Annotated in this window: 11 protein-coding genes; 1 reads left to right on the forward strand and 10 read right to left on the reverse strand. The window is 52.2% G+C overall.

The features are described from left to right. The first annotated feature begins 253 nt into the window (after positions 1-253). Positions 254-451: a hypothetical protein gene (locus LA756_RS03015; protein ID WP_224438407.1), complete on the forward strand. Its 198-nt coding sequence runs from the start codon at positions 254-256 to the stop codon at positions 449-451. Positions 452-713: 262 nt separating this feature from the next. On the opposite strand, the gene LA756_RS03020 is transcribed toward LA756_RS03015, so the two are convergent. The 10 genes from LA756_RS03020 to LA756_RS03065 form a co-directional block, all read right to left on the reverse strand. After that, positions 714-1316 (reverse strand): isoprenylcysteine carboxylmethyltransferase family protein, encoded by a 603-nt coding sequence (locus LA756_RS03020; RefSeq protein ID WP_224438408.1) that lies wholly within the window; start codon positions 1314-1316, stop codon positions 714-716. Next, the gene (locus tag LA756_RS03025; RefSeq protein ID WP_224438409.1) at positions 1316-1942 is read right to left on the reverse strand and encodes a zinc-ribbon domain-containing protein; all 627 of its coding nucleotides are present in this window, start codon (positions 1940-1942) and stop codon (positions 1316-1318) included. The genes LA756_RS03020 and LA756_RS03025 overlap by 1 nt, the downstream gene beginning before the upstream one ends. 199 nt (positions 1943-2141) lie before the next feature. Beyond that, positions 2142-4085 (reverse strand): MBL fold metallo-hydrolase, encoded by a 1944-nt coding sequence (locus LA756_RS03030; protein ID WP_224438410.1) that lies wholly within the window; start codon positions 4083-4085, stop codon positions 2142-2144. A 163-nt stretch (positions 4086-4248) separates the two neighbouring features. Then, complete coding sequence (locus LA756_RS03035) at positions 4249-6948, reverse strand: glucosidase (RefSeq protein ID WP_224438411.1); 2700 nt, start codon at positions 6946-6948, stop codon at positions 4249-4251. A gap of 275 nt (positions 6949-7223) precedes the next feature. Continuing rightward, positions 7224-9965, reverse strand: coding sequence for a response regulator (locus LA756_RS03040; RefSeq protein WP_224438412.1), 2742 nt, complete (start codon positions 9963-9965; stop codon positions 7224-7226). 303 nt (positions 9966-10268) lie between these two features. Then, entirely contained in the window at positions 10269-12752 is a 2484-nt protein-coding gene (locus LA756_RS03045) for a hypothetical protein (protein ID WP_224438413.1), read from the reverse strand. Positions 12753-12834: 82 nt separating this feature from the next. After that, on the reverse strand, positions 12835-16596 hold the full coding sequence (locus tag LA756_RS03050; RefSeq protein WP_224438414.1) for a family 16 glycoside hydrolase: 3762 nt from the start codon (positions 16594-16596) through the stop codon (positions 12835-12837). 150 nt (positions 16597-16746) lie between these two features. Continuing rightward, positions 16747-20793 (reverse strand): PVC-type heme-binding CxxCH protein, encoded by a 4047-nt coding sequence (locus LA756_RS03055; RefSeq protein ID WP_224438415.1) that lies wholly within the window; start codon positions 20791-20793, stop codon positions 16747-16749. 184 nt (positions 20794-20977) lie between these two features. Continuing rightward, on the reverse strand, positions 20978-22384 hold the full coding sequence (locus tag LA756_RS03060) for a DUF1501 domain-containing protein (protein ID WP_224438416.1): 1407 nt from the start codon (positions 22382-22384) through the stop codon (positions 20978-20980). Between the two features lie 10 nt (positions 22385-22394). Then, the gene (locus LA756_RS03065) at positions 22395-24890 is read right to left on the reverse strand and encodes a PSD1 and planctomycete cytochrome C domain-containing protein (protein ID WP_224438417.1); all 2496 of its coding nucleotides are present in this window, start codon (positions 24888-24890) and stop codon (positions 22395-22397) included. Between the last annotated feature and the right edge of the window lie 19 nt (positions 24891-24909).

The following is a 24909-nucleotide window of genomic DNA, read 5'->3' on the forward strand; positions in this document are numbered from 1 at the left end:
ATCAGGCTAGAGTGTCAGAAAAAAATTGTAGTATGGGTCATCAAATAGTATGTGGGTGGCAACGCTTGGAAAGGAATGTTGGCAACAGACGCGTAAGCTGTGGCTTAATGCCGCGCTAATGACTTTAGTTAGCTGCGTCTGCGCTTTCTTTTGGTAAGGTGCCAGCACTTACAAAGAATTGGCTAATCGCCAAAGCACACTTCAGCAAGCATCTCGAAAAGATTAGTTAGAGCAGGACACCCGGAGCGATCACATGGCGACTCACCACGGAACGAATGTCCACGAAGTGATCTCTCTAACGTTCGCATTTGATCAGGGTGTCGATCCTTATCTCGGGACGGCTGTTCGGCTTGAATCGCATAAGCAGCATCCGATGACGGAACCATTGATCATGGAAGCTACCGACCCTTTTCGGTTTAACGCTTCAAGTCTTGCTTTGCCCATTCAATAAGTCTTTCCATCCTGATGATATTGCCGTTTTGCTAGTGCGTTAGAAGAAAGGATCGGGTACGCGACTTGGAGTCATGAAGCATCGTGTTCTCGTTGAGACGCTTCAAACGCATAGCCTGGGGCAGGTAGACTTGGATCAAATTTACCCGCAGCACATGCACGATTAATTTGTTGTGCAATGAGGTTTCTCGTGCGAGTTTGTTCGCGAGCTTCAAGGCGGTGACCTAGATTCGGCGCGATGTCGCCTGCTGATGCGGTCTACCCTAAATCTTTGCAGCGGCAAGAACTTTGTTTTCTCGGAGAACTCGCCAATAAGAGATGGGCGTAAGAACAGAAAACGCGATGATGGCGGTCCAGGGGGCTTGGAGAATCAATGGACCGCCCACCGCAATGGCAAGCATGCCAATTTCGGAGGGGTGCCGCATAAAACGGTAAATCCCCTTGGTAACCGGCGGGCCATCGCAGTGTACGTCGGAAATGAAACGTGGTCCTAGCGAATGAATCGCACTTGCACGAAGTATGATGCCGCAAACGACGAGCACTGTGCCAAAGACCGAGAGATTCCAAGTACTGGGCGAAAGAAACTGGCGTTCCAATTGGGCTGTCCAGAACATGACTAACATGAATGCGCCCACGAACGCCGCAACTTGAAGAGCGCGAGGATCGTCGGTTGTCTCCTTACGAGATGGGTAGACAAGAATGCTTTCGATCAGTCCTGCAACTCCGATCATAAAAGCAAAAATCAACACATCGTACTGCGTGATACTGCCAAGCGAAATCAGAATCGTCGGAAATAGAATGAGAGCCAAATGCAGTAGGTGCCCTGTCGCATGACGCCAAACATTCATCGACGAAGAGGGCCGCATCAGGCGAATTCCTCATTTTGGGAATCGCGAATGTGTTTCAGCAACTCTAAGAACTGATCTTGTGGAATTCCGAGCGTATCTCCAAGTTCGATCAGTGCATTGTCTTGTTCTGGAGTCAGATCGCCCGCGGAGCTCATGACGCAATAGGCAAGTTTGACGACTAACGCACGACCATGACCGGAAAGTCCGTTGACAATTTTGCTGACGAACCCGCAAAGTGTCACTTTGGCTTCCATGGCGAAATCAATTTCCTGATCCAACGTGACATCTGTAAGTGGAAGCCCCGTCAAGTCCAGGTACAAAGTCTTGATCTCGTCTCGCTCGAAACGGTCGACTTGACCATCCGTCAACGCAGCAACAATCATCACTCGCAGCATCTGCTGCATCGTTTGGGCTTGTTCTCTTTCTGGGTCATACGTCCAAACTTCTTCGGCGAAAGTGCCTCCGCACGAATGGCATTCCACATAACGTCCAGCCGATGACATGGGAATGATTGGGATGAAGTAGAGCGTGAAAAAGGTGCGGACGTTTTTTAAACTTCCATCACGCTTCGTACGGCATTGCGGGCAATTGAAATGATTCCGTTCTTCCGTCGAGGAGATCCCTCGCGTACCCCAGATAATCATCAACTAAACCTTTCAAGGGAAACGAAAAGAGTATGTTCGATCGCCGGAAGTTCTGGGCGAACGAAGAGGAGGTGTGCGGCAATAATGGCCTGGGAGAAGTCTTATTACAAGGACTATAGAGGGAGATGTCAATTCAGATTTAGGTAGAAATTCAATCGGTGGGATGTCATGCGATTTCCTACGGCCAATGTTGTTTAGGCTACGGTTTATTCCCTATAAGAAAATCAAACCATTGTCCGTACTGCTTTCCGTCTAGAGTGATGTCCAGTGGAATGATTTGAACTCCTTCGGGCATTTGACTTGTGTCGGCCGTAAGAGTGACTTTAAATTCTTGACGGCTTTTGGGTGACACCGAACCGACCAGCAATTTTGGCTGGGCCGTCACTCCTTCTGGAAGAATCAACTCAACGCGATGATGCTGATCTTGTTTTCTGAAATTTCGAACCGTAATCATGACATCATGCGACTTGCCGTCGCTTAGATCGATGCGATAGGGATAAGCTGAGACCCAGTAGGGATCGAAAAGATATTCGTAATCCTGATCGGGTAACATTTGTTGAAAAGCTGCTTGCATATCTTTCGACCAGGCATGGTAACGCTGCAGTAGTTCTTGAGGATCCGGCATCACGTACGAATGAGCTGCCATGATGATGTCCGGGTTCAATTTCAAAAGGTATTGGCTGCCGTGAACGTGGCCTTCTGCGAGAATAGCGCTGTTTCTGGCGACGACGCAGTCGTGTGCGGTTTGGGAACGATCGCGTGGATCACCAAACAAGTTGTCCCCTGTGAAAGCAATTCGTTTGTCGTCGATATCGAGCCATAAACAGCAACCAAACTCCGTCTGTCCCGGTAGCCAATCGACTTGGATCTTGTAACCTTCCCAAGTAATGCTTTCCCCATCTTGAAAAGCTTTGTCAATCTTCATGCCATCGAACCCATCGCCATAGGCAGACACGAGAGCCGCATAATCATAACGTCGCGGGTTTTCGCATCGATCCACAATCTTGTCGAGTGTCCATGCTTCGGCGCCATACTTCTCTTTCAAAAACGGGCCATGTAAGAAGTGATCGCCGTGCATATGAGAAATCCAGTACGCATCGATCTGTTTGAGCCCCATGTGTTGTCTTAGTCCAACGATGATTTCTTCTAGAACATCTTGCGGAAATAATCCGCAGTCTAAGATTAAACCGTGGCCGCTGTCGGAAACGAGGATCGAAAAATTTCGCCCCTGAAAATCATCGTTTAGCTTATACAAGTGAGGGGTGACCTGATTGAGATGAGGAACCTGCGTAGGCTGCGACACTCGGTCTCGCTTGTCAGGATCCTTATCAAATACGGGGTAACCTCGGATGTACTTCTCGCGAAAACTCTCCAGACGTTCGCGATAGGTCGCCAGTTGCTCTCTTGCGTTTAAAACAATGGGGCCCTGAACGGGAAGCATGACATCGACGTTTGCTTCGGAAAGTCGACCGACAGATCGCAATATAGCGTCGATGCCTGCGGCGAAGCCGTAATCCCATTCGCTGTCAAACCAGTTCGTAAACCTCGAGCCGTCATACATCAAACCACCAGAAAACGCGAACGTGTCGTCTCCCTTGGAAATTAAGAAAGACAGCTCGCCCGGAGAATGCCCAGGCGTGCTTAGACATCGAAGCTGGAGTCCCCGCCAAATAACAATATCGCCATCTTCTAATTTTCGATCGACCCGAATAGGCCGCGCAGGAGGGCGGACAAAGCTGGCTCCGTAGACGGAGTAGCGATCACTCAGCTGTGGATACCATTTGCGGAACTTGATGGGCGACGTCAGGATCTCGGCTTCCATTTCTGACGCGTAAATTTGAGTTTGTTGCAGGGATGTTTGTCGGATCGCTTGAATATTTTCACGGTGATGGTTGTTCAGCAAGAGCAGATCGACTTGGGCGACTCCTACGTCTCGAAGGGCATTTTCAAGATCGCTTGCTCCCGTATTGATTAACAAGCCATGCCCGTCCTTTTTGAGCAAGTAGACATTGCTCGTATTTGCCAGATAAAAAAGCTCCGGGAATCGATCAGGAATAGGTTGGGTGAAACGAGGCTCTTGGCAGTTTGCGAGTACCGGAAAATTGACAAGCAAGAACGCTAGAAGAGGAAAGAATAGTCGCATGTCTGGGCCTGAATAGGTAGGGAGGTCAGGACAGGAGAGACATGCGTCATCTTATAACTTAGAAGGCAAAACGCAACTTTTGCTGTCCGCGGCACCTCATGCGAAGAGGGGCCGCGGTAATGCTGCGAAGACTACGGGCGACTCATATCAAGAGTCTGCAGTGCTAGTTTTTCTGCTCAGCGTTTCTTCGCGTGGCGAGGGTACCCAAGATCGGTGAGATCAATGCCGTCCACCCTGTTTGATGGCTCGCTCCAAGTCCTTTTCCTGTTTCCGCATCGAAATACTCATAGAAAAGGACCAGATCTCGCCAGTGTGGATCGTTCAGCAAAACGTCCGTTCGGGCATAGCTGGGGCGATCACCTTCTGCGTCGGCGAGAAACAGCTTAGAGAGTCGCTTGCGTATTTCGTCGGCGACTTGTTGCAAATCCATATAGTTTCCAGAGCGAGTCGGACATTCGACACGCAAGGATTTTCCGTAGAACAAGTGATACCGCTCAAGCGCCTCAATGATCAGATAATTCAGCGGAAACCAAATCGGGCCGCGCCAGTTCGAGTTGCCGCCAAATAGCCCGCTGTCTGACTCCGCGGGAAGATACTGCACGCGGAGCTTTTCCCCATGCAGCTCGTATTCGAACGGGTGTTCTTCGTGATATTTGGACAGCGAACGAATTCCATAGTTGGAAAGGAACTCGTCTTCATCCAACAAATATCGGAGCATGCGGAGCAACCGTTCCTTGGTAGGAATCGCCAGCAGACGATGGCCTGCGCGTTCTCCTTCTGGTTCGTGATCCATGTAGGTCATGAACTTTGCCAACTCTGGCCGGAAGTTCAGAAACCACTCCATCCGTTTGCGAAACGCAGGAAGCTTTTCGATGGTGCGATCAAAAAGTACGTCTACGGTGAGCAGTGGAATGAGACCTACGATCGAGCGGATTCGCAGCGGTATGCTATTACCATCAAGGTGAAGATGATCGTAGTAAAAGCCATCCGTTTCATCCCACAGTCCCGTTCCGTCTAACGAGTTCATGGCTTCTGCAATAGAAACGTAGTGCTCGAAGAATTTCGAGGCCATGTCTTCATAGGCAGGATTTCCGTCGGCAAGCTCGAAAGCAATCGACAACATGCTCGAGCAGAAGTAGGCCATCCACGCGGTACCGTCGGCTTGTTCTAAATGCCCTCCGGTCGGCAGCGGCTTGGAACGATCGAAGATTCCAATGTTGTCCAATCCCAGAAAGCCACCGCTGAAGACATGCTTGCCGCGAATGTCTTTGCGATTAACCCACCAGGTGAAGTTTAGCAGCAACTTTTGAAAGACACGTTCCAAGAATTCCCGGTCACGATCTCCATTGGAGGCAGTCATTTGATAGACGCGCCAACATGCCCACGCATGAACCGGAGGATTGACGTCGCTGAAATTCCATTCGTAGGCAGGGAGCTGCCCGTTGGGGTGCATATACCATTCTCGCAGGAAGAGAATGGCTTGTTCTTTTGCAAAATATGGATCTAACTTGGCGAAGGGAATTAAGTGGAACGCTGAATCCCACGCAGCGTACCAAGGGTATTCCCACTTGTCTGGCATCGAAATGATGTTGCGGTTGTAGAGATGTCCCCAGTCGGCGTTTCGCGGACTAGGTGCACCGGGGGTGGGGACATCTAGTCCCTTCTTGGGATTCCCTTTGTTTTCAAGCCATCGTGGAATGACGTAGTGATAGAACTGTTTGGTCCAGAGAAGACCAGCGTCCGCCTGCCGCAACACGGTTTGTTCGTCGGTCGTCAGCCCAGGGGCGACACGCGATTTGGCATACGCATCTGCCTCGCTAATTCGAGTGGCGAAGGCTTCATTAAAGCGATCGTCGAACGGCTTTTCGGGAAGGTCACTTTCTGGACAAAGTCGCAAACGAAATTCAACGGACTCGCCAGCCCCGACGGTTACTCGAAAATGAGAAGCCGCTTTGGTGCCAACGCGATTGGGGTTCACGACCCCATTCATTCCTTGCACAACCGATAAGTGAAACGCATCTTTGCACGACGGTCGACGACTATTGTGATCTTCAAATCGCCATGTGTTCGTTTCGTTTTCGGTAAATAGCCATGGCGGCTGTTCCCCTTCCGGGCCATGATCGACGTAAATGCGATAGTTGCCGAGCGTTTCATGCTTTACTGCAACTTCGTCGTCGGCGACTTGCGTAAGAGTCGGCTTTACGTCTGGTTTCTCGAGTGTTGGTCCCCAAGCCCACGTATTTCGAAACCACCATGTTGGCAATAAGTGCACGGCAGCGTCTTCGGGGCCTCGGTTGAAAATGGTGATCCGAATGAGCAGATCTTCGGGGGACGCCTTGGCGTATTCTGCTTGTACATCGAAGTAGCGACCTTCATCAAAGATGCATGTGTCGGTCAGCTCGAACTCTGGTTCGTGGCGATTTCGGCGCGCGTTCTCGCTGCGCAGATGTTCGTAAGGGAATTCGGCTTGAGGGTACTTATAAAGTGCCTTCAGGTACGAGTGCGTGGGAGTCGAATCAAGGTAGTAGTACGCCTCTTTGACATCTTCTCCATGGTTTCCTTCCGGTCCTGTCAGTCCGAAAAGACGCTCTTTCAGAATCGGATCCTTTTCATTCCATAGTGCGAGCCCGAAACAAAGTCGGCATTGTCGGTCACAGATTCCCAGCAGGCCATCTTCGCCCCAACGGTACGTTCTCCAAGTGGCTTCTTCGTGAGTGAAGTTAAGCCATGGATCCCCTTCGGCCGTGCTCTCTCGAACGGTTCCCCATTGACGCTCGGCAAGGTAGGGCCCCCAGCGACGCCAATTTGCTCCTGGTTCCCGTTCTGCTTCCGCTGATAACCGATCCCACTCCGCTTCCGGCATATGCTCCCATGTTCCTACGCAGGCATGACGTATGTGCCCACAAAAAATGCTACTCGTGCGCGCGAATCAAGCGAGTTGCCGTCTTCCTGACAGAAACTGACGCTATCTACCTATTTCGCCCTTTGTTATGCGAATTCTATTCCTATTTTTAGCGAAGGAATCAGGTTTACGTAATGCCGTAGAGATTACCACCCAACCGGCAAGAAGCTGTCGAAGAAAAGAGTTCGCACGTCTTCGGGTGGCGAAACACCAAAGCACAAGTGCAGCAAAGCTTCCTAATCGTTCGCTTTGAGTTGCAAGGCAGCTTCATGGAGGAGGCCGCTGATCGCTTCTCTTAATTTTGGCGTAAGGGACTGGACGCCGTCTAAACGCTGATCATGGGCTGCGTTTTGAATATCGCTGGCGAGTGTCCCCGCTTCGGTGGGGCCAATGATTCTCAGCGAACCAACGATGGTATGGGCCGCCCTGTAGATAGCCTCGAAGTCTTCCGTTTCGATGGCTTGGTCAAGACGATCTAGCAACGTTGGAGTTTCTTCCAGGAAAAGACCAAGCAAATCAACGAATAATTCTTTGTCCCCGTCGCACGCTTTAAGTGCATGTGACCAATCCATGGTGCTTTCAGCCACCTCGGCTGAACTATCTTGCGAGGACTCCGTTTCACCAGAAGTACTGAACAATTCTGAAAGGGACTGGTGTAACTCTTGAATGCGGAGTGGCTTTGACGTGTAGCCATCCATCCCAGACTCAAGGCACTTTTCGCGATCACCAGCTAACGCGTGGGCGGTCATCGCGATAATGGGGATATGATTGCCGGTCGCTTTTTCTTCAGCACGAATGATTCTCGTCGCGTGAAGGCCATCCATCTCCGGCATCTGGACATCCATAATGATCAAATCAAAGGATTGACGCCGCCAAAGCTCGACAGCTTCCTTCCCGTTTTCCGCCAACGTGACCGTGTGTCCCCATTTCTCCAGCAATGCGATCGCCAGACGTTGGTTCGCTCGATTATCCTCGGCCAACAATACGTTTAGCGGTCCTATATTGCTCGAGCGGTCGAGTGACTTTGACTCGTTTTCGTCTTCCGGAGCGACTACCCCTAACGCGACGATAATCGAATCAAAAAGCTCCGACTGCTTAGCAGGTTTCATCAGGAAAGACTGAACCTGAAGTTCATCGCAGCGAGATCTTGTCGTAGGGCGTTCCGACGAACTGAGCACGATGACGAGCGTGTCTTCCAGGTTTGGAATGTCTCGCACGGCTGCCACAAGATCGAGGCCATCTTTCCCTGGCATTTCCACATCGGTGAGCAGAAGTGCAAAACGGTCCCCTACCGAGTACGCCTCTTTCATCAATCGCAGGCCTTCCTTGGCATCGGCTGCGAGTTCGGTTCGCATTCCCCAACTGCGAACGATTTCGTCCAGGATGGTACGGTTCGTCGCGTTGTCGTCGACAATAAGTACTCGAGTACCTTGGATGCGGGCGGTGACGCGTGATCGTTGACGGGTATCCGTGCGATTGATTGGGAATCGAGCCATGAAGTGAAAGGTGCTGCCTTCTCCCACTTTGCTTTCAACCCAGATACGTCCTTTCATTAGCTCAATCAGTCGGGCACAAATGGCCAGGCCTAAACCGGTGCCGCCGTACTGACGCGTCGATCCAGAATCGGCTTGTTCAAACGCCTCAAAGATGGTGCCAAGCTTGTCTTCGGCAATACCAATCCCTGTATCGCGAACTTGAAAATGAAGTTCGACGACTGCGTCGTCGATCGATTCAACGGCAACGTCGAAATCGATTTCACCTTTCTCGGTGAACTTAATCGCATTACCGACCAGGTTCACGACAATTTGACGAAGCCGGTGAGGATCACCTTCGATAATGGCAGGTACGTTTCCGTCGAAGTGGCACGTCAGTTCAAGTCCATTCCCGCCGGCCCGGACCCCAAGCGGCTTCATCATGTCGCCGACTGTTTCGCGAATGTCGAACGGCTTCGAGATCAGGTCGAGCTTACCTGCTTCAATTTTCGAGAAGTCGAGAATATCGTTGATCACTGAAAGAAGCGACTCGCCTGATTCGTGGATCATCTTCAGGTAGTCACGCTGAGTTTGGGTCAGGGACGTATCCAAAAGAAGTTCGGCCATACCAATCACGGCATTGAGTGGCGTACGAATCTCGTGACTCATATTCGCGAGGAACTCGCTCTTGGCACGATTGGCTTCTTCCGCCGCCTCTTTCGCTTTGAGTAATGTCTCGACGGCGAGTTGCCGTTCTGTAACATCCCAGAAGATCGCTTGGGTTCCAACGATTACACCCCGCGCGTCGCGGATAGGCGACTTGATTACCTCGACCCATGTTGTGTTTCCATCGGTCGTATTAACTTCAATGTCCCGAAACTGCTTTCCAGACTCAGCAACTTTGTGGTCGTCTTCGCGAAATTTCTCTGCCACTTCTTTAGGAGAAAGATCGAAGTCCGTCTTACCTAGGATCTCTGAAATAACATGTCCCGTGAATTCGCTGTAGGCCTGATTGGCGAAAATAAATCGACCATCCATGTCTTTCTGCAGCACGCAAACCGGTAGAGTGTCGACCAAGCCACGGTATCGCGCCTCTGAATTCTCTAGTGTCGACTCGACGATCTGCCGATGAGTCCGTTCGATCGCGTATCGGATGCAGCGCGTGAGTGAATCGACATCGACATTAGACTTGGGGAGACAATCTTGAGCGCCTTCCTGAATGACTCGGGAAGCTAAATTCCTGTCGACCCGATCCGAAAGCACCACAACAGGAATATGGGGAGAACGTGCGTGTAGCGCTCGGATGGTTTCGATCCCCTGACTATCAGGAAGATCCAAATCGAGCAGTACGACACCAATTTCTTCTTGAAGCCGCGAAAAGCCTTCGTCTAGTCGGGTGACGTGGATAACCTCAAAAGTTTCTTCCGCTTGTTGCAGAAACTGCTCGAACAGGCTCGCCTCTCGTGGGGAATCCTCAATCAGAAGAATGCGAATCTGGTCTGGCATGGCTCGACGCATCCTTCCTAATCGATACCGAAAGCCTTCGGCGGGTAGCAGGGGATGTGGTGTTTCTAGAAAAGGTAACGCAACATAGTAGGCGGGGATACTATGCCTATTACGTATTTTAAGGGCGCAGAAACGTGCGAAAAGCCCTTTGCCGGGTTCTTGCCGTTTTTAACTTGCTGAATCGGGAAACTGTGCCGATAAACGAAGCTCTTAAATGGGCCAAGCTTCCACAGGGGAAGCTTGGCCGCAAGAAGATCGTAATGCGACATTGGTCGCGTGCTGTGGTAGTCGAATAGTATAAGACTACTTGTAAGTCAGCTGACCGGAAGCGGTCGCATCAGCACTAGAAACCAGGCGGACCCAATAAGCTTGAAACGACTCTGGAAACGGATGTGTCACAGCGTTCCCAGGGGTGATGCTAAAGGTCTCGTAAGTGTGCCAGTTTCCTGTTCCATCGATATCAACTTCAACGCGGATATCGGTCGCTTGTTCGGCAGTTAGGGTAAGCGATTTCTGCTCGAAGCCTGTCATCAGGAAGGGATCGGACGGAACGCCTGCTTTGACTGGGCTGTTTTTCCATGGGCCGCCAACTCCGACCGGTTTGCCGAGCTTCCACAGATCGTCGATCACGCCTGCCCACAGCGAAACGCGTCCATCCTCTGAACGAATGATATGGTCGCCTGATGCGTCTGCGTTAACGCCGGTGAGAATCATCAATCCTCGATAGCTACAGAAGTCGTGGATTGCGAAGGGGTGACTGCAAACGGGACGAACTTTGGCGATTCCATCGGCATTGCGAGCAGGAAGTTCGTAGAAGATACCACCACAGTTGAACAAGTCACGCTCGGTGGCAACTTCACGAGCAATTCGCACGGGGCCGAACTTGTCATTCTCGGCAGCAGCCTCAGGATTTCGAGGTAAACGCCAACGGTTCCCTTCGTCATCCACATACAAGATGGAAGCCTCGTCGTATGTCAGCACATCCTTCGCCATCGGAGCATTCTCTTGCGTCCACTGGAAGGCCGGCATATCTTGCGAATTGGTCAGCTTAAGATCGCCGTCGAGTTCATAGAATGCCTGATGGACTGGCTTTCCGCCTTCGTATTGAGTGGCAGCGAATGCCATCGTTTGAAGCCGGTCTCCACGAACACGTACGACACCTTCGGAGTAGTTTTCCGACTGGTCATCACGCAAACCATTGAACACTTGAGAGGAATCTGGCTTGCGAACGTCGGGATTGGCGAACTGAAATTGGGCAGTGGCTTCCTGGCAGGACTGCTTCGTCGAAATCCGTAGCCAAACTCCTTTTTCCTCGGGAGCAAAGTCGTGCCAAATCGTCTCGCCGGCTGGCACCGTAATCGTTGTAAGCTCTTCCCATTGATTGTTGCCACGGGCGTCTACCTCTAAAAGGAAATCGACTGCGGTGTCTTCACCATGCGATAGGCATAGCGATCGCCGCTGAAACCCAGCGAAGAGATAGGGGTCGGACGGCGCGTTAGCAGCAACGTCATCAGCTTGCCACACTCCACCGCGGCCAAGAGATGCACCGAGGTGGTCGAGAATGTCCGTTGATGTAAACCACAAATTGGAGTGAGACTGCCCTGGGCCTGCCACTTTTCCCTTCGCTTTACGCGTATTCAAAAACTCGCTGTGGGCGGCATCATCGCAGCCGAAGACCAGTTGATCGTTCCAGAGGCAGTAGTCGCCGATCACTTTCAAGTAAGTCGAACGGGGCAAAATGCCAGCAGAGTTGTCTCGGGAGAATGTGCGGGGAAAATGCCAAAACATGCCATGCATGTTCATCACGAGATCGGTTTCGCCGATGTCATGGATTCTGGGCCATTCGGTATTCCAGCCATGAGCGCCGTCGTAGCAGTGCGATGCTTTAGGTAGGCGATAGGTGTACCATTCTCCTTGATCCAGCAGCATCAGAATTAACGAGCGATGGTCCCAGCCGATCGCCCAAATTGGGTCGGTCTCGGGATTGGAATTTCCTGTTAGGTCGCCAGGGCCGCGGATGTCCGTGAACTGGTTGCGGCGAATGACCTTCCACTTGTTACTTTTCCCATCCCATTCGGCCAGACAGCCAGAAGGAATATCGGGACGCGTCTGAGCCAGCTTCGAGGCTTCGCCGTTGTTGGCATAAATCAATCGGCCCTGTCCCGAGTAGAGCCCTTTTCCGTGGTAGCCCGGCAAAGCGGCAAAAGGGATCTTATGGGCCGTTGGGTCATCACCTACTTTGCGCCCATGCGACTGATCGTCTTGAAATAGTTCTGTGACATCGAGCGTGTTCAAGTCGACTTCGTAGATGCCTTCTTCCATTGTGGCGAAGTAGACTTTGTTTTCGGGATCGGAAAGATGGCGAGCCGTTCCTGTTAAGCGACCTGGCATTTTCGTTGGCGGGATTACACGCACGGCTCCTTCCGCGTCTATTACATAGGGGCCGATCACCAGCTGATTCGTTTCTTGATGAATCAGACGGTTGGCCGGAGTACCGCCGACACTTTCTTCGTGTATTTGCATATCGAGGTTTGGCGAAATGCTATACAGCTTGTCGGTTGAACCTTTGGGCATATGCGGAGCATAAGTGATCACCCACAGCTTGCCAGCCCAGGGAACGACCGCCCCTGTGCCACACTCCCCGTGATCGTTCCAATACGCAAGATGAGGATAGATCCCGCTGATACTGGGGTATTTGGGTGAAACACTTTCCTGAGCCAGGCCAACGTGGGCTAAGCAGAGGGTGAGGCAAAGTGTCAGAAAAGAGACGAATCGTTCACGTGTCATGGGGCTCTTCTTTCGATGAGCTAGTCGCGTTTTCAGCGACGGTTAGGGGGCCCCGTCGCTGAAAGAAGTTAAGAAGCTTGTGCTATTTGCCTTGGCGATATCGCTTGTCTTGAGGATTTCCGGCCGCCATCAGATAGTGCACCAGATCGCGAACTTCTTCAGGACTAAGCGGATTGAGCAAATCTTTAGGCATTTGAGAAACCGGAGATGGCTGAACTTCTTCGATTTCATCGCGTGAAACCTTAATCGGTTCGGCGTTAGGTTCATTGGGGAAGATGGTAACTTCGTCGCCATTTTCGACCATCAATCCTGTAACCACGCGTCCGGTATCCAGTAAAACAACCGACGAACCATATTGGTCGGAAATATGTTTGCTTGGTTCAACGATTGCTTCGACGACATAGCGTTGATCGAACTTGTGAGGAATACTTGTCAGGTCTGGGCCAATGTTGCCACCCAATGTTCCGAGGCGATGACACTTGCCACAGGTAGCGCTAAAGAATAGCGAACGACCTTTCTCGAAGTTCGGTTTTCCACGCACAGCTGCCATCGCAGTGTCGACCGTATACTGCTGACCAGGTCCTTCGATTTCCGCAATCGGAAAGTCGGGAACCGGATCGAAGTTCTCTCCGGTAATGGACTCGAGTGCTTTCCGTTCCGCATCGGTGCAATTTCCCAATGCCTCGTCGCGAATTCGCGTCAGATACCCGGAATAGCTCGCACCACCAGAAGCTTTTGCGGCTTCGTTTAGAAACGTGAAATATGCTTTGCGCTGCGGAATGGTCCATCCTTGCCGCATGTTGCGGAGGATGAACGCGTAGCCGATCTCTTTTGTGGGAGGATGGTTTTTGAGTAGCTCGTTTACGGTCCCGCCATAGCGTGCATTACGCGAAGCGAGCGTCGACCAATCTGGGATTTCAGGAGTCGATCGTTGCTCGATCAATGCCATCGTTTTGGCAATCACGCTTTCAGCTTTGAGGTAAGTCAACACGCGAATTAGCTCGGAATTGATATCGGCATCGCTACTTGGAAGCAACCGATCAATCTGTCGAATGACCGCTTGGCGTTCCGCTTCTGTCGGAGCCCCAAGACGGATAAACGTCAACGCGTAGGCTCGAAGCAAACCCAGTAATTGGCTTTTGTTGAGTTCTTTGCCGTTAAGTGCCGAGAGGCTTTTTAGCAGGGGTTCGCGGTACTCTGGTTGGCCGCTACGAGCTAATGCCACGGCAGCGGTTACTTTCGCTTGTGGGCTTACTTCCGAGAAGACACGCTGCGCCCAGCTATCTGGTGATTGGCTTTCGATTGCGACGCGGGCTGCATTTCGGAGAAAGCGATCTTCGCTGTCCAAAAAAGGCCAGGCAGTTGCCACGGCTTGGTCGTCTTGAGCACCATGGAATGCCTCTAACTGTCGACGTTGCTTGCGAGCTTCGGCCGCTTCAGGATCGATGTCGGTAGGGGGGGCCGTCGACTCATTGCCAATGTATCGAACTCGGAACAAAGCCGATTGAGCTCCACGACCTCCGATGGCGAAGTACAACGCTCCATCTTTGCCGACAATCGCGTCGGTCACCGGAAGTGGCGAACCAAACGTAAACGGTTCGGCAGTGGCTTTGTAGCTGGCCCCGTCAGGCTTTAAATGAATGGCGTAAATGGTGCCGAATGTCCAGTCGAGAGCGAACAGTGCGTCCTGATAGCGAGAAGGAAAAGCGGTTCCCTTTCCCGAAACGACGCCCGTAGGTGAACCAGGGCCGATGTCGATCACGGGAGGTGCACTATCTTCGTAATAGGCCGGCCATTTGCCAGACCCGCTTCGCCAACCATAGTCGGTACCGCTGGCAACGTGGCAGATTCTCGTCGGCCGATACCACGGCAGCCCTAGGTCCCATTCCATGTCGGCATCGTACGTAAAGACGTCTCCGAAACGATTACGGTCGATGTCGTACTGATTTCGGAAACCAATCGTATAAATGGTTTGCTCGTTGTTTTCGATGTTGAGTCGCGTTACCCAACCCCCGGGAGCCAACTTGCCACGTGCGTGGCCTCGGGCATCCCACATTCGTGGAAGCAAAAGATCTTCATCCCAGCTTGTCACGCGTGAGCCTGCATATTCACCCAGCGGGGCATGATTGCCGCCGTCCAAGTAGAGCCCTTCGCCATCTTCAGTGACAATGACGGCGTGGTTGCCATGCTCGCCACCACCGGTACCGCCAGGGATCGTTTCAGCTTTGTCGAGTTGGTCGTCACCGTCGGTGTCGGTCAAGCGATAAAGATGACCACCATTTCGGTGAACCCACAAGCTATCGAATGCCCAGATCATACCTTGAATGCCAGAAATCGATTCCAAAGAACCGACTGAAACTGGCTCGATCAGCGGAGACTCGTTTTCCCGAACGGTAATCCGAAAAAGGCCTGCTTTGCCCTGATCGGAGGCATAGAGCCGCCCTTTTAGATCTGTTGTCAACGAGACCCAGCTGCCCCGTTCTTTGGGAACGGTGTAGATGTGATCAACAACAAATCCAGGGGACGTCAAAATGTTCTTCGGATTGAGCGGGTCGGTGGCGCCCCCGTTGGCTTGTTGCGAACTGTAGTTGGGAATCCCCCACGGCGCATCGCCTAGCTTGCCTTTGACGACAGGAGCTTGCCAACTTTTATCGTTGAAGGCGACCGTTTGCCAACCTTTGGGTTTCGATTCACTTATCTTCCAACTCGGATCGGTCACGATCGTTTGTTGCGAACCATCATTCAATTCCACGGTTAGCTTAACAACTAATGCGGCAACGCCCCCGTCATTTTGTCCCTCGACGGCAAGCAGGTTTTGCCCGGCTTGAAGTGATTTTGTCACGTCGAGTTCGATTGGCGATTCCCAGGCATTGGTGCTTTTGAGAGCTTTCCCGTTGATGAGCAGTTTCATTCGGTTATCGCACGTCGCGTAGATCCGCGCCTTCTTAGGTGCGGCCGATAGCTGGAATGGCTTACGAAAATACAGCTTGTGCCCATCGGGTGATTGCTTGGACCAAATCCACTGTGCTATCGGTTTGCTCTTTAACCACTCGTCGGTTGATTTCGGAGATAATTCCGGCGTCGCGTTCTCAGCCGAGGAGTCGGTTGGCGTGCCAGATGCAATTGCATCGGAAAGAATCTGCTTTGCTTCTTCTCCCGCCAATTTGCGGAGCAGCAAATTGCGGAACTCAACTTTCATCGGTGGACCGGCATGCAGTTGCAGACCAAGGGCCCCTTTCAGCAAAGCATCCTGGCTGTTATCGGTCACGTCGACGGTTGTCTTGCCGTTGACTTGATGAATTAGGCGATTGCCAACTGCGACTATTCTCAGATCATTCCACTGGTCATCCGTCAGCGTCTCGTTGTCACCAACGGTTCCGGTAACTTCTTTCTTACCGTCTGACGAGATCGCCAGCTGTTGTCCTCTTGTGGCAATGATTCCTCGTCCCGTTTTCTCGCCGTAAAGCATGCCGAAGTATTCAGGCTTCGGGTGCAAGTCCGCTTGGTATCCCTTCAACGCCAAATTGTCTGCGTCGACAACTTCGCTGCGATACTGAACGCCAGAGTTATTTCCCTGGAAGCGAACTTTGCAGCGAAACTCGAAGTCGCCGACATCGCCTCCTTGCCAGATTAGAAAGGTATTCCCTTGAGTGGGATTATCTTTAGTGGTCTCGCCAACGATGGCTCCGTCTTGAACCGACCAGAACTTGTCGAGGCCTTTCCAGCCTGATAGATCCTTACCGTTGAACAAAACCTGAAAAGCTTCGTCGGCGGCAAATGTGGGAGCACTGAAAATGGAAAGAAGGAAAAACGAAAAGGCGAGGCGGAACGAAATAGTCTTCATGCGCAGGCAGGTTCGTCGGAGGGTATTGGGTGAATAGGGCAAGAGTCAGGCGGTCGGATAACGGCCTGACTATTCCTCTATCTTACCTCAGACGAAGCGTAAAAAAACGCGTGTGCGAAAAGAAAATTCCCCTCCAATGCCCCTTAGCGGCTAGTCTTGCGGCAGAACTTCCAGCTTGAAATTTCGGAATCGGACCTCGGTCGGGCCACCTGAATGCAATTGCAAGGCGAAGATACCCCGCTTTGCACCCTCATCATCATGAATCTTCACGCATGGTTGCCCGTTAATACGGGTCTCAATCTCAGAACCTTTGGCTATTATTTCGTAACGGTTCCATTGATCTGGCTTCAAATGGGCTTCACCAGATTTGTCCCACAAAAGACCGCGGCCATGTTCTTCATAAAGCTTTCCCCACCATCCTGGGCCGATGTCAGCTTGATATCCTTTCACGGACCCGCCCGAAATCGGTTCGCTGCGGAATTGCACGCCGCTGTTGCCTTGGTTGTTCATCAGCTTGACTTCTAGGGAAAGATGGAAGTCTTCGGCGGCAATATCACTTATCAAAAAGCTGTTCTTGCTAATGCCCTTAGGGGCCTGGCCGACAATTTCGCCATTTTCGACGGACCAAAGCGATTCGTCACCTTCCCAGCCGCTAAGGTCTTTGCCGTTGAAAAGCTCGGAGGCGTTCTCCTCCGTAGCGAGCATCGGCGTTTGCGTTTTCGCTTGCAGGTAGGCGATCAACGAGCGAACTTCGTGCTGTGAAAAAGGGCGTAGCTGATCGTCTGGCATCATCGACTTATCGCTCAGACGTCGTTCTTCAATCTCCTCCTTGGGTAGTGTGAGAATATCTTCCGTTGTCTCCAGGACAATCGTTTTCGCGTCCTCTTGCCGAACGATCCCAGTAATGACACGTCCCGAGTCCAGCAAGATGATCGATGGCTGATATTCTTTTGCCATGACCGAACTTGGATCGACGATGTTGCTAAGCAAATAGTCGAGGTTGGCGCGGTTCGAGCCTGTCAGGTCAGGTCCCACTTTCCTACCGAGACCATAAAGCGTGTGGCAACGCTGGCATGTTTTGGCAAAGATAGCTCGACCGAGTGCAGCGTCGGCTGCCGGAAGATTGCGATTAGTGGCCAGCTGTTTGTATTCTTCAATGAGCTTGGCTTTTTCTTCTGGCGTATCACGCACGGAACCCCAAACGGATCCAAGCTGAGCATTGATGGATTCATCTTCCAAGTTGGAGAGTTGGCGAACCAAGTCCGCGGACAAGTCGCTCGAAGCGATCTGTCCCTTTTGAAGTGCCGACATAAGTGCGCGGCCGTACATCGGGCGAGAGCAAAGAGTCATCAATGCGATTCGCTTTTCGCGAGGTCGCATCGCATCGTAGTGTTCAAGAATTGCCTGAGGGGTCTTCGTGTCATCGTACTGAGCCAATCCCGTAAGTGCCGTTTCACGAAGGTCGGGATTGGCAAGCAAACCCTGTAGAGTCTCGGGAAGTTTTGGATCGCCTGCCGATAAAAGCGCTTTTAGTGCCCCGATTCGCTTAGAGCTATTGGCTTGGGCGTCGTTGGCAATCGCATGCATGCGGGAGAAGGCTTGTGGATCTCCAAAAGTTACCCCAAGTGCGGTTGCTTCCATAGCGACTTGTTCGTTTGGGGTGGTCATTAACTTCGAGCCCACTTCTTTCCAGGGCGTAGGCATGGCCACGTGACGTTGGCCGGCTAACGCAGATCGCATTGCTTTCAGAAACGTCATCTGCGTCGATGCATCGTCGACGCTTGAAAGTCCTTTTACGAGAGTGGCGAGCGATTCTTGAGAGTCTCCACTGCCGATGCGACGTAACATGAAGTTGCTTAAAGCTGGTATCGATTCGCCTGCGTTCAATCCCAGTGCAAGAGCGCGTTCTGGAGATTCTTCCGCAAGCGGTTCGGCGGCGTACCAATACATTAGGGGGAGATTATGATCATCCGCATCTTCGGCATGACTAGCGAGCGCCGATAAAATATCCCAACGTGAATTCAATGGCATTCGCTGTAGAGCCGACGCCAAATAGAGTCGCACGACCGGAGAAGGATCTTCCTTGGCGAGGCGGAGCATCGTTTGATAGAGTTGCTTGTCAGGTTGAGGGTCCGTTTCCAGTGCCAGTTGAATGGCCCATCCACGGATGTAAGGATGACGATCATTGGTCATCTTTTCGATCGATGAATTGTTCAACGCGTTGATTACATGAAGAACCCAGTAGGCTCGCAATCGACGCGTTGGATCTTCGTGAGTCGCGGCAATGTCCTGCAGACGTGTTTCCGCCTCAGGAGCCAACTTACTGGAAGCGGCGCGATGCTGAAGTTCTTTTCTCGCGTGACGGACGTACCAGTCGTTGGAATGCAGCGTAAACTCTGCCAATTCCATGTCGGTACTCTTCGTCAGATCAACCTGCACCGGATTGTTTTCGCCGTAGGAAATTTTATAGACACGACCATTGCTGCGGTCGTGGGCTGCCACGTTATGATTATGGCACGCTTGCATGTCGTACCAGTCAATCATGTAGGCGTTGCCATCGGGCAGATAGCGAATGTTCAAGATCTGGGACGCCCGGTCTCCTGTCAGTAAGAAGTCGGGAGCATGACTGCCGACATATCCAGAACCTTCAGGCTTTAGTATGTCGACGTTTAAACGCTGACCATGAATGTTGTTCATGAAGATCTGGCCACGATACTTCTCAGGCCAGCGATCTCCCAGGTAAATCATCGCGCCTGCGTGGGCATGTCCGCCGCCCGCTTCATCGGACTTGTTGTTCCCGCTATGAGGTGTCGAACCAAGATAGTGGAGATGGTCCGCGATCGTTTTTATGTCGTCGTACGTATGAGTATTGAAGTGCGAGCCTGCTTGTCGTTGGTAGCGGGCTCCTTGGATCATGTGATAAAGATGCGGAATCACACAGGCCGTGGCGAACGCTTGTCCGTAGTCATTGAAATCGACGCCCCAAGGATTGCTAGTACCGTGACAGAAAACATCGAACTCGTGGCGAACAGGGTGGTAGCGCCAGATACCTGCGTTGATACGTTGCCGTTCTGAGTCAGGGGCCCCTGGTTTACCGACGTTGGAATGCGTAAACACACCATGGCAACCATATAGCCAGCCATCAGGCCCCCAAATAAATGCGTTGAGTGTTTCATGCGTGTCTTGATAGCCCCACCCATCAAGTAAAATCTGGGGCTCAGCGTCCGGGGTATCATCACCATTGGCATCAGGGATAAACAGCAGGTAAGGGGCTGCTCCGACCCAGACACCACCGAAGCCAACTTCCAAGCCGCTGACAAGATTTAACCCCTCGTAGAAGACTTTCCGGCGATCAAATTGGCCATCCCCGTTTTCGTCTTCGAAGATCAGGATTCGGTCGCGACCTTCGCCATCTTTGGCTCGACGCGGGTACTCAAAGGCTTCGGCCACCCAAAGTCGGCCCCGCTCGTCCAATGCCATCGCTATCGGCTGGGTTACCTCTGGTTCGGCGGCACTTACCGTCACCGAAAAGCCTTCCGGCAACTGCATTACGGCGGCAGCTTCTTCGGCCGACAGACCAGCATGGGGATATTGGTCCGCCAGCAACGGCTTTCGAGGTGGTGTCGGCTGGGCAGGGGCTTCGTGGTAGAAGCGGAAATTGTCGAAGTTAAGATGGCCCCAGCCACCTTTGTGCTCATCAACAAGGCGAATGAAGATTTCTTTGCCTTGTTTCTTCTTCAAATCCACTACCACTTGGCGCATGTTCTCGCGATTGTCGCCGACTGTCGAATAGAAAACGTCGCCACTGTCAGCGTCGACTAGCTCTACGCGCGTTTCCCCATGAGAACCGCCGTTATGCAGAAACACCCCCCAAGGATGTGTCACGCGGAAACGTTTGGAAGTCAGCGTTCCGGTGGGGCCATCTTGGTGGATTTCGTAACCACCGATCCAGAACTTACCCTGGTGCTGGCTTTTCATCGTGTTCCGTCGCGGGTGGACGGTATCACCTTCGATCGGTTGTCCTTGAAACGCCGTTCCTTCTGCGGTCCAGTCTTGCAGCGTTCCCCGCTCGAAATCGAGATTGAGTTCCTTACCTTGCTCGTCTTTGGGTAAGCCCCCTTTCGAGTCAGCCGCAACTAACGGCGTGAACAAGAGAAGCAAGAGACACGCGGCGGCACCGGTGGCGGTCGTGTGCATGGTCGAAACTTTCATTCGGCAGAAGCTAAGGAGCAAGAATTCAGGTAGGCAATGCGCTTCCACGCCTCCGCAATGATTGCGAACACGACGAAGCGGCTGGGTGAAGGGCTGTTAGTCTAACATTCCTTCCTGCGGGAATTCCCCTTTGAAAATGTGCATCCAGCATAAGAATTTGCCACCAGCGCTATGCCAATAATGGCCGAACAACATGCCCATGTACGTCGGTTAAACGAAACTCTCGGCCTTGGTAGCGGTATGTCAAACGCTCGTGATCGATTCCCAGAAGGTGCAAGATGGTGGCATTGAGATCGTGTACATGAACTTCGTTTTCTACGATATCCATACCAAAGTCATCTGTACGGCCATAGCTGACGCCTCCTCGAACGCCTCCACCGGCAAGCCACATCGTGAAGGCATCTTTATGGTGATCACGGCCTGAAACGGAGTTTCCGGTGGCATTTCCACCTTGGCGAAGGGGCGTTCTTCCAAATTCGGAACCCCAGATGATGAGTGTGTCGTCAAGCAATCCACGACGTTTCAAGTCGGTAATCAATGCGGCAATGCCCTGATCGGTCTGCTTGCATTTGCGTGGCAAGTTCTTGTCGAGACCACTGTGATGATCCCAATCGGCATCGTACAGTTCGATGAGACGGACACCCCGTTCAACCAAGCGTCGAGCCAGCAGGCAATTATTCGCGAACGATGCTTTCCCTGGCTGAGCACCATAAAGCTCCAGCGTCTCCTTGGTTTCGCCTTGGATATTCATCAAATCGGGGACGGAAGCTTGCATGCGAAACGCCATCTCATATTGCTCGATACGCGTTTCGATTTCGGGATCGCCAGTGGCAGAGAAGTGTTGCCGGTTCAAATCCGCAACGGTGTCGATAACGCGTCGGCGTTGCTCTCGAGAATGGTCTTTGGGGCTAGAAAGAAATAGCACGGGATCCCCTTCCGATCGGAATTGAATCCCTTGGTGGATGCTGGGTAGAAAACCGCTCGACCACAAGCTGGTTCCAGCTCCTCCCTTGGGACCGCTGAGAAGGACGATATAGCCTGGCAGATTGTCATTCTGCGATCCGAGCCCATACGACACCCACGACCCAAAACTGGGACGGCCTCCTCGACCGAAGCCAGAATGAAGAAACATTTGGGCTGGCGCGTGATTGATTTCTTCGGTATGGATTGAATGGATCATTGCAATCTCGTCCGAAACGCTCGCCAGATTCGGCAGGAGTTCCGAAAAGCTATGACCGCAAGCGCCATGCTGCGAGTACTTGAATGGAGACCCGGCGAGAGTCGACGTTTTGCCGATAAACGCAAAGTCTCGATCCTTAGTGACTTCTGCTGGACATGGCTGATTGTGTCGTTTGACAAGTTCAGGCTTCGGTTCGAATAAGTCCAGCTGCGAAGGTGCCCCAATCATGTGCAAATAGATCACATGTTTCGCTTTCGGTGCCTGGTGTGGGGCAAGCTGTTCGCTGAATCCATCGTTCTGCAGAAGTGACGCCAGCGCGATCCCCCCAAAGCCGATTCCTGTCGATTGCAGAAATCCGCGACGCGTCAATGGCGAAGAACTGGGCTTAGGAGTCATCAGTTGAACCTCAGTCTTTGGTGATTGTCTCGTGTAGGTTCAATAGGGCTGTCGCCACATGAAACCAGCCTTCGGTAGGATCGTCTGCGCTTGCATCGTACAACGACTTGAGCGTTTTGAATTCTCGTTCCGTCGGTACTCGCGCCGTACAAAGCTGAAAAGCGATCGTCAGTTGTTCCTCGAAAGAACGATCGGCGTATTCCTGTACGATTTTCTGACCAAGTGCCTTCGCGGCTTGAACGTAGACAGGGTCATTCAGCAGAGTTAACGCTTGAAGCGGCGTATTCGTGCGAGACCGTTTCACGGTACACGCCAAACGTGCCGTAGCGTCGAAGTTCAGGAAGCTTGGGTAGGGTGATCCACGTTTCAAGACAACGTAAACACCGCGTCGATACTGCTCGCTGCCGGGGCTAACGTCATACTTGTATTTCTGCCCTCCCACTTTCGTCCAGATACCAGGCGGTTGAAACGGACGAATGGGTGGCCCGAACTGCTTTAAGCTGATCAAGCCAGAAATTGCCAGGGCATTGTCACGAATCATCTCGGCATCCATCCGAAGCCGGGGACCACGAGCCAGAAGCAAATTTTGGTCATCCTTTTCCCGCAGCTCGGCGCTTAAGTGAGAAGACTGTTGGTACGTCGCCGACAGGACAATTTCGCGAAGCAGCCTCTTCCGTGACCAGTTCTTCTCCATCAGTTCAACGGCCAGCCAGTCTAGGAGCTGTGGATGTGTTGGCGATTCCCCTTTAATGCCAAAGTCTTCTTCGGTGGCGACGATTCCTTGCCCGAAAAGCTCGGCCCACCATCGATTAACGACGACTCTCGCCACCAGCGGATTCTGTTCTGAGACCAGCCACCGCGCGAGCGTCAGTCGATTCCCAGGCCCCGAAGGCATAGCGTGTAGAATCTCAGGCGTCCCTGGCAAAACAGCCTCTCCAGGAGTTTGATAATTGCCACGCTCGTACATGAACGTTGGACGCGACTTTTCTAACTCAATCATTACCAGCGTCGTGTCGGGTGCTGCTTGCTTCAAATCGCGTTCGACGCGCGTGAGCTTCTTTTTCAGGTTTTGGCTGACAGGATCCTCTGCCGTGCAGTAGTCAACGAGTGTTTGCTCATCCTTGTCGTTCCATTCATCCATCGGCTTTTTCATTACCGCTAGGACCGGCTTGGGAACGTTTTTCCGGGCACCAATATCAACCGTCGTTACCCATGTTGTTAGCTGCGTTGTCAATTCTTCTCGGCGTGAGTTCTGCGCGGTCGTTAGCCTTGATTTGCTCGCTTGAAGCTCGCGTCGACGCGCTTCACGTTCGGGGTTGGCAAGCGGCATGCTTGGGCCTTGGAACGCGATCGAGCTTGGTTTTTTGGGATCGGTTCGATCAGCTTCCCGCTGGGTACTGTTGAAGAATGCCAGCAGTTGGTAATACTCCTTCATCGAAAACGGATCGTACTTGTGATCGTGACATTGGGCACATTCAAGTGTCGATCCAAGCCAGACGGCCGCGGTTGTATTGACGCGATCAATGACCTGCTCTGTCCGGGTTTCTTCCGGAAGCGATCCTGCTTCGACGTTGGTCGGTGCGCAGCGATGAAATCCGGTGGCGATCTTGTTGGATTCTGTAGCATCAGGAAGCAGATCGCCGGCGATTTGCTCGATCGTGAACTGATCGAACGGCATATCATCGTTCATCGCTTGAATGACCCAATCGCGGTAAGGCCATATGTCGCGCAGGTCATCTCGCTGGTATCCGTGCGAGTCGGCGTATCGCGCCAAGTCGAGCCACGGTCGTGCCCAGCGTTCGCCAAACTGTGGCCGAGAAAGAAGATCATCGACAATTCGTTGATAATGTGCCTGCGATGGATCCGCCACAAATGCGTTCACTTCCTCCGGCGTTGGCGGTAAACCGATCAAATCGAGGTAGACGCGACGAATACGTTTTTCAGGCGAAGCAGCCGGAGAAGAATCCAAGCCGATCGCTTCCAGTTTGGCAAGTACAAAGTGATCGATTGGAGATTGAATCCATTTGTGATTCGTCACCGCGGGAAGTTGCGGTCGAGTTGGTTTAATGTACGACCAATGAATAGGGGCTTCGAAGTCATCCGGCCAATCTGCTCCAGACTCAATCCAACGATGAAGAATAGCAACTTGTGGCTGAGTCAGCGGATCGCCGACTGCCGGCATGATTTCATCGTGGCTTTCCGGCAGCATGACACGGCGCAAGAGCTCGCTATTGTCGGGATGACCTGGGATGATCGATCCCGAATCGAACAAATCTTCGCGGCGATCAAGTCGAAGGCCTCCTTCCTGAACGTTCTCTCCATGGCATTCAAAACAAGCCTTCCGTAGTAACGGAAAAACTTCGGAGGCGAACGAGACGGGCTCCGACTTAGGCTTTTGTGTTTCTTCGGCAACCACTAAACGAGAAGTGGCCGCAAGCAAAAGACCAGCACAAAGGGCGATCGCCCAGAAGGGAGGACGTAGTATTGAATTTCGCGAAAAGGACATGGTCTCGCCACGCTCGAAA

This window comes from Bremerella sp. TYQ1, from assembly GCF_020150455.1.
Taxonomy (GTDB): domain Bacteria; phylum Planctomycetota; class Planctomycetia; order Pirellulales; family Pirellulaceae; genus Bremerella; species Bremerella volcania_A.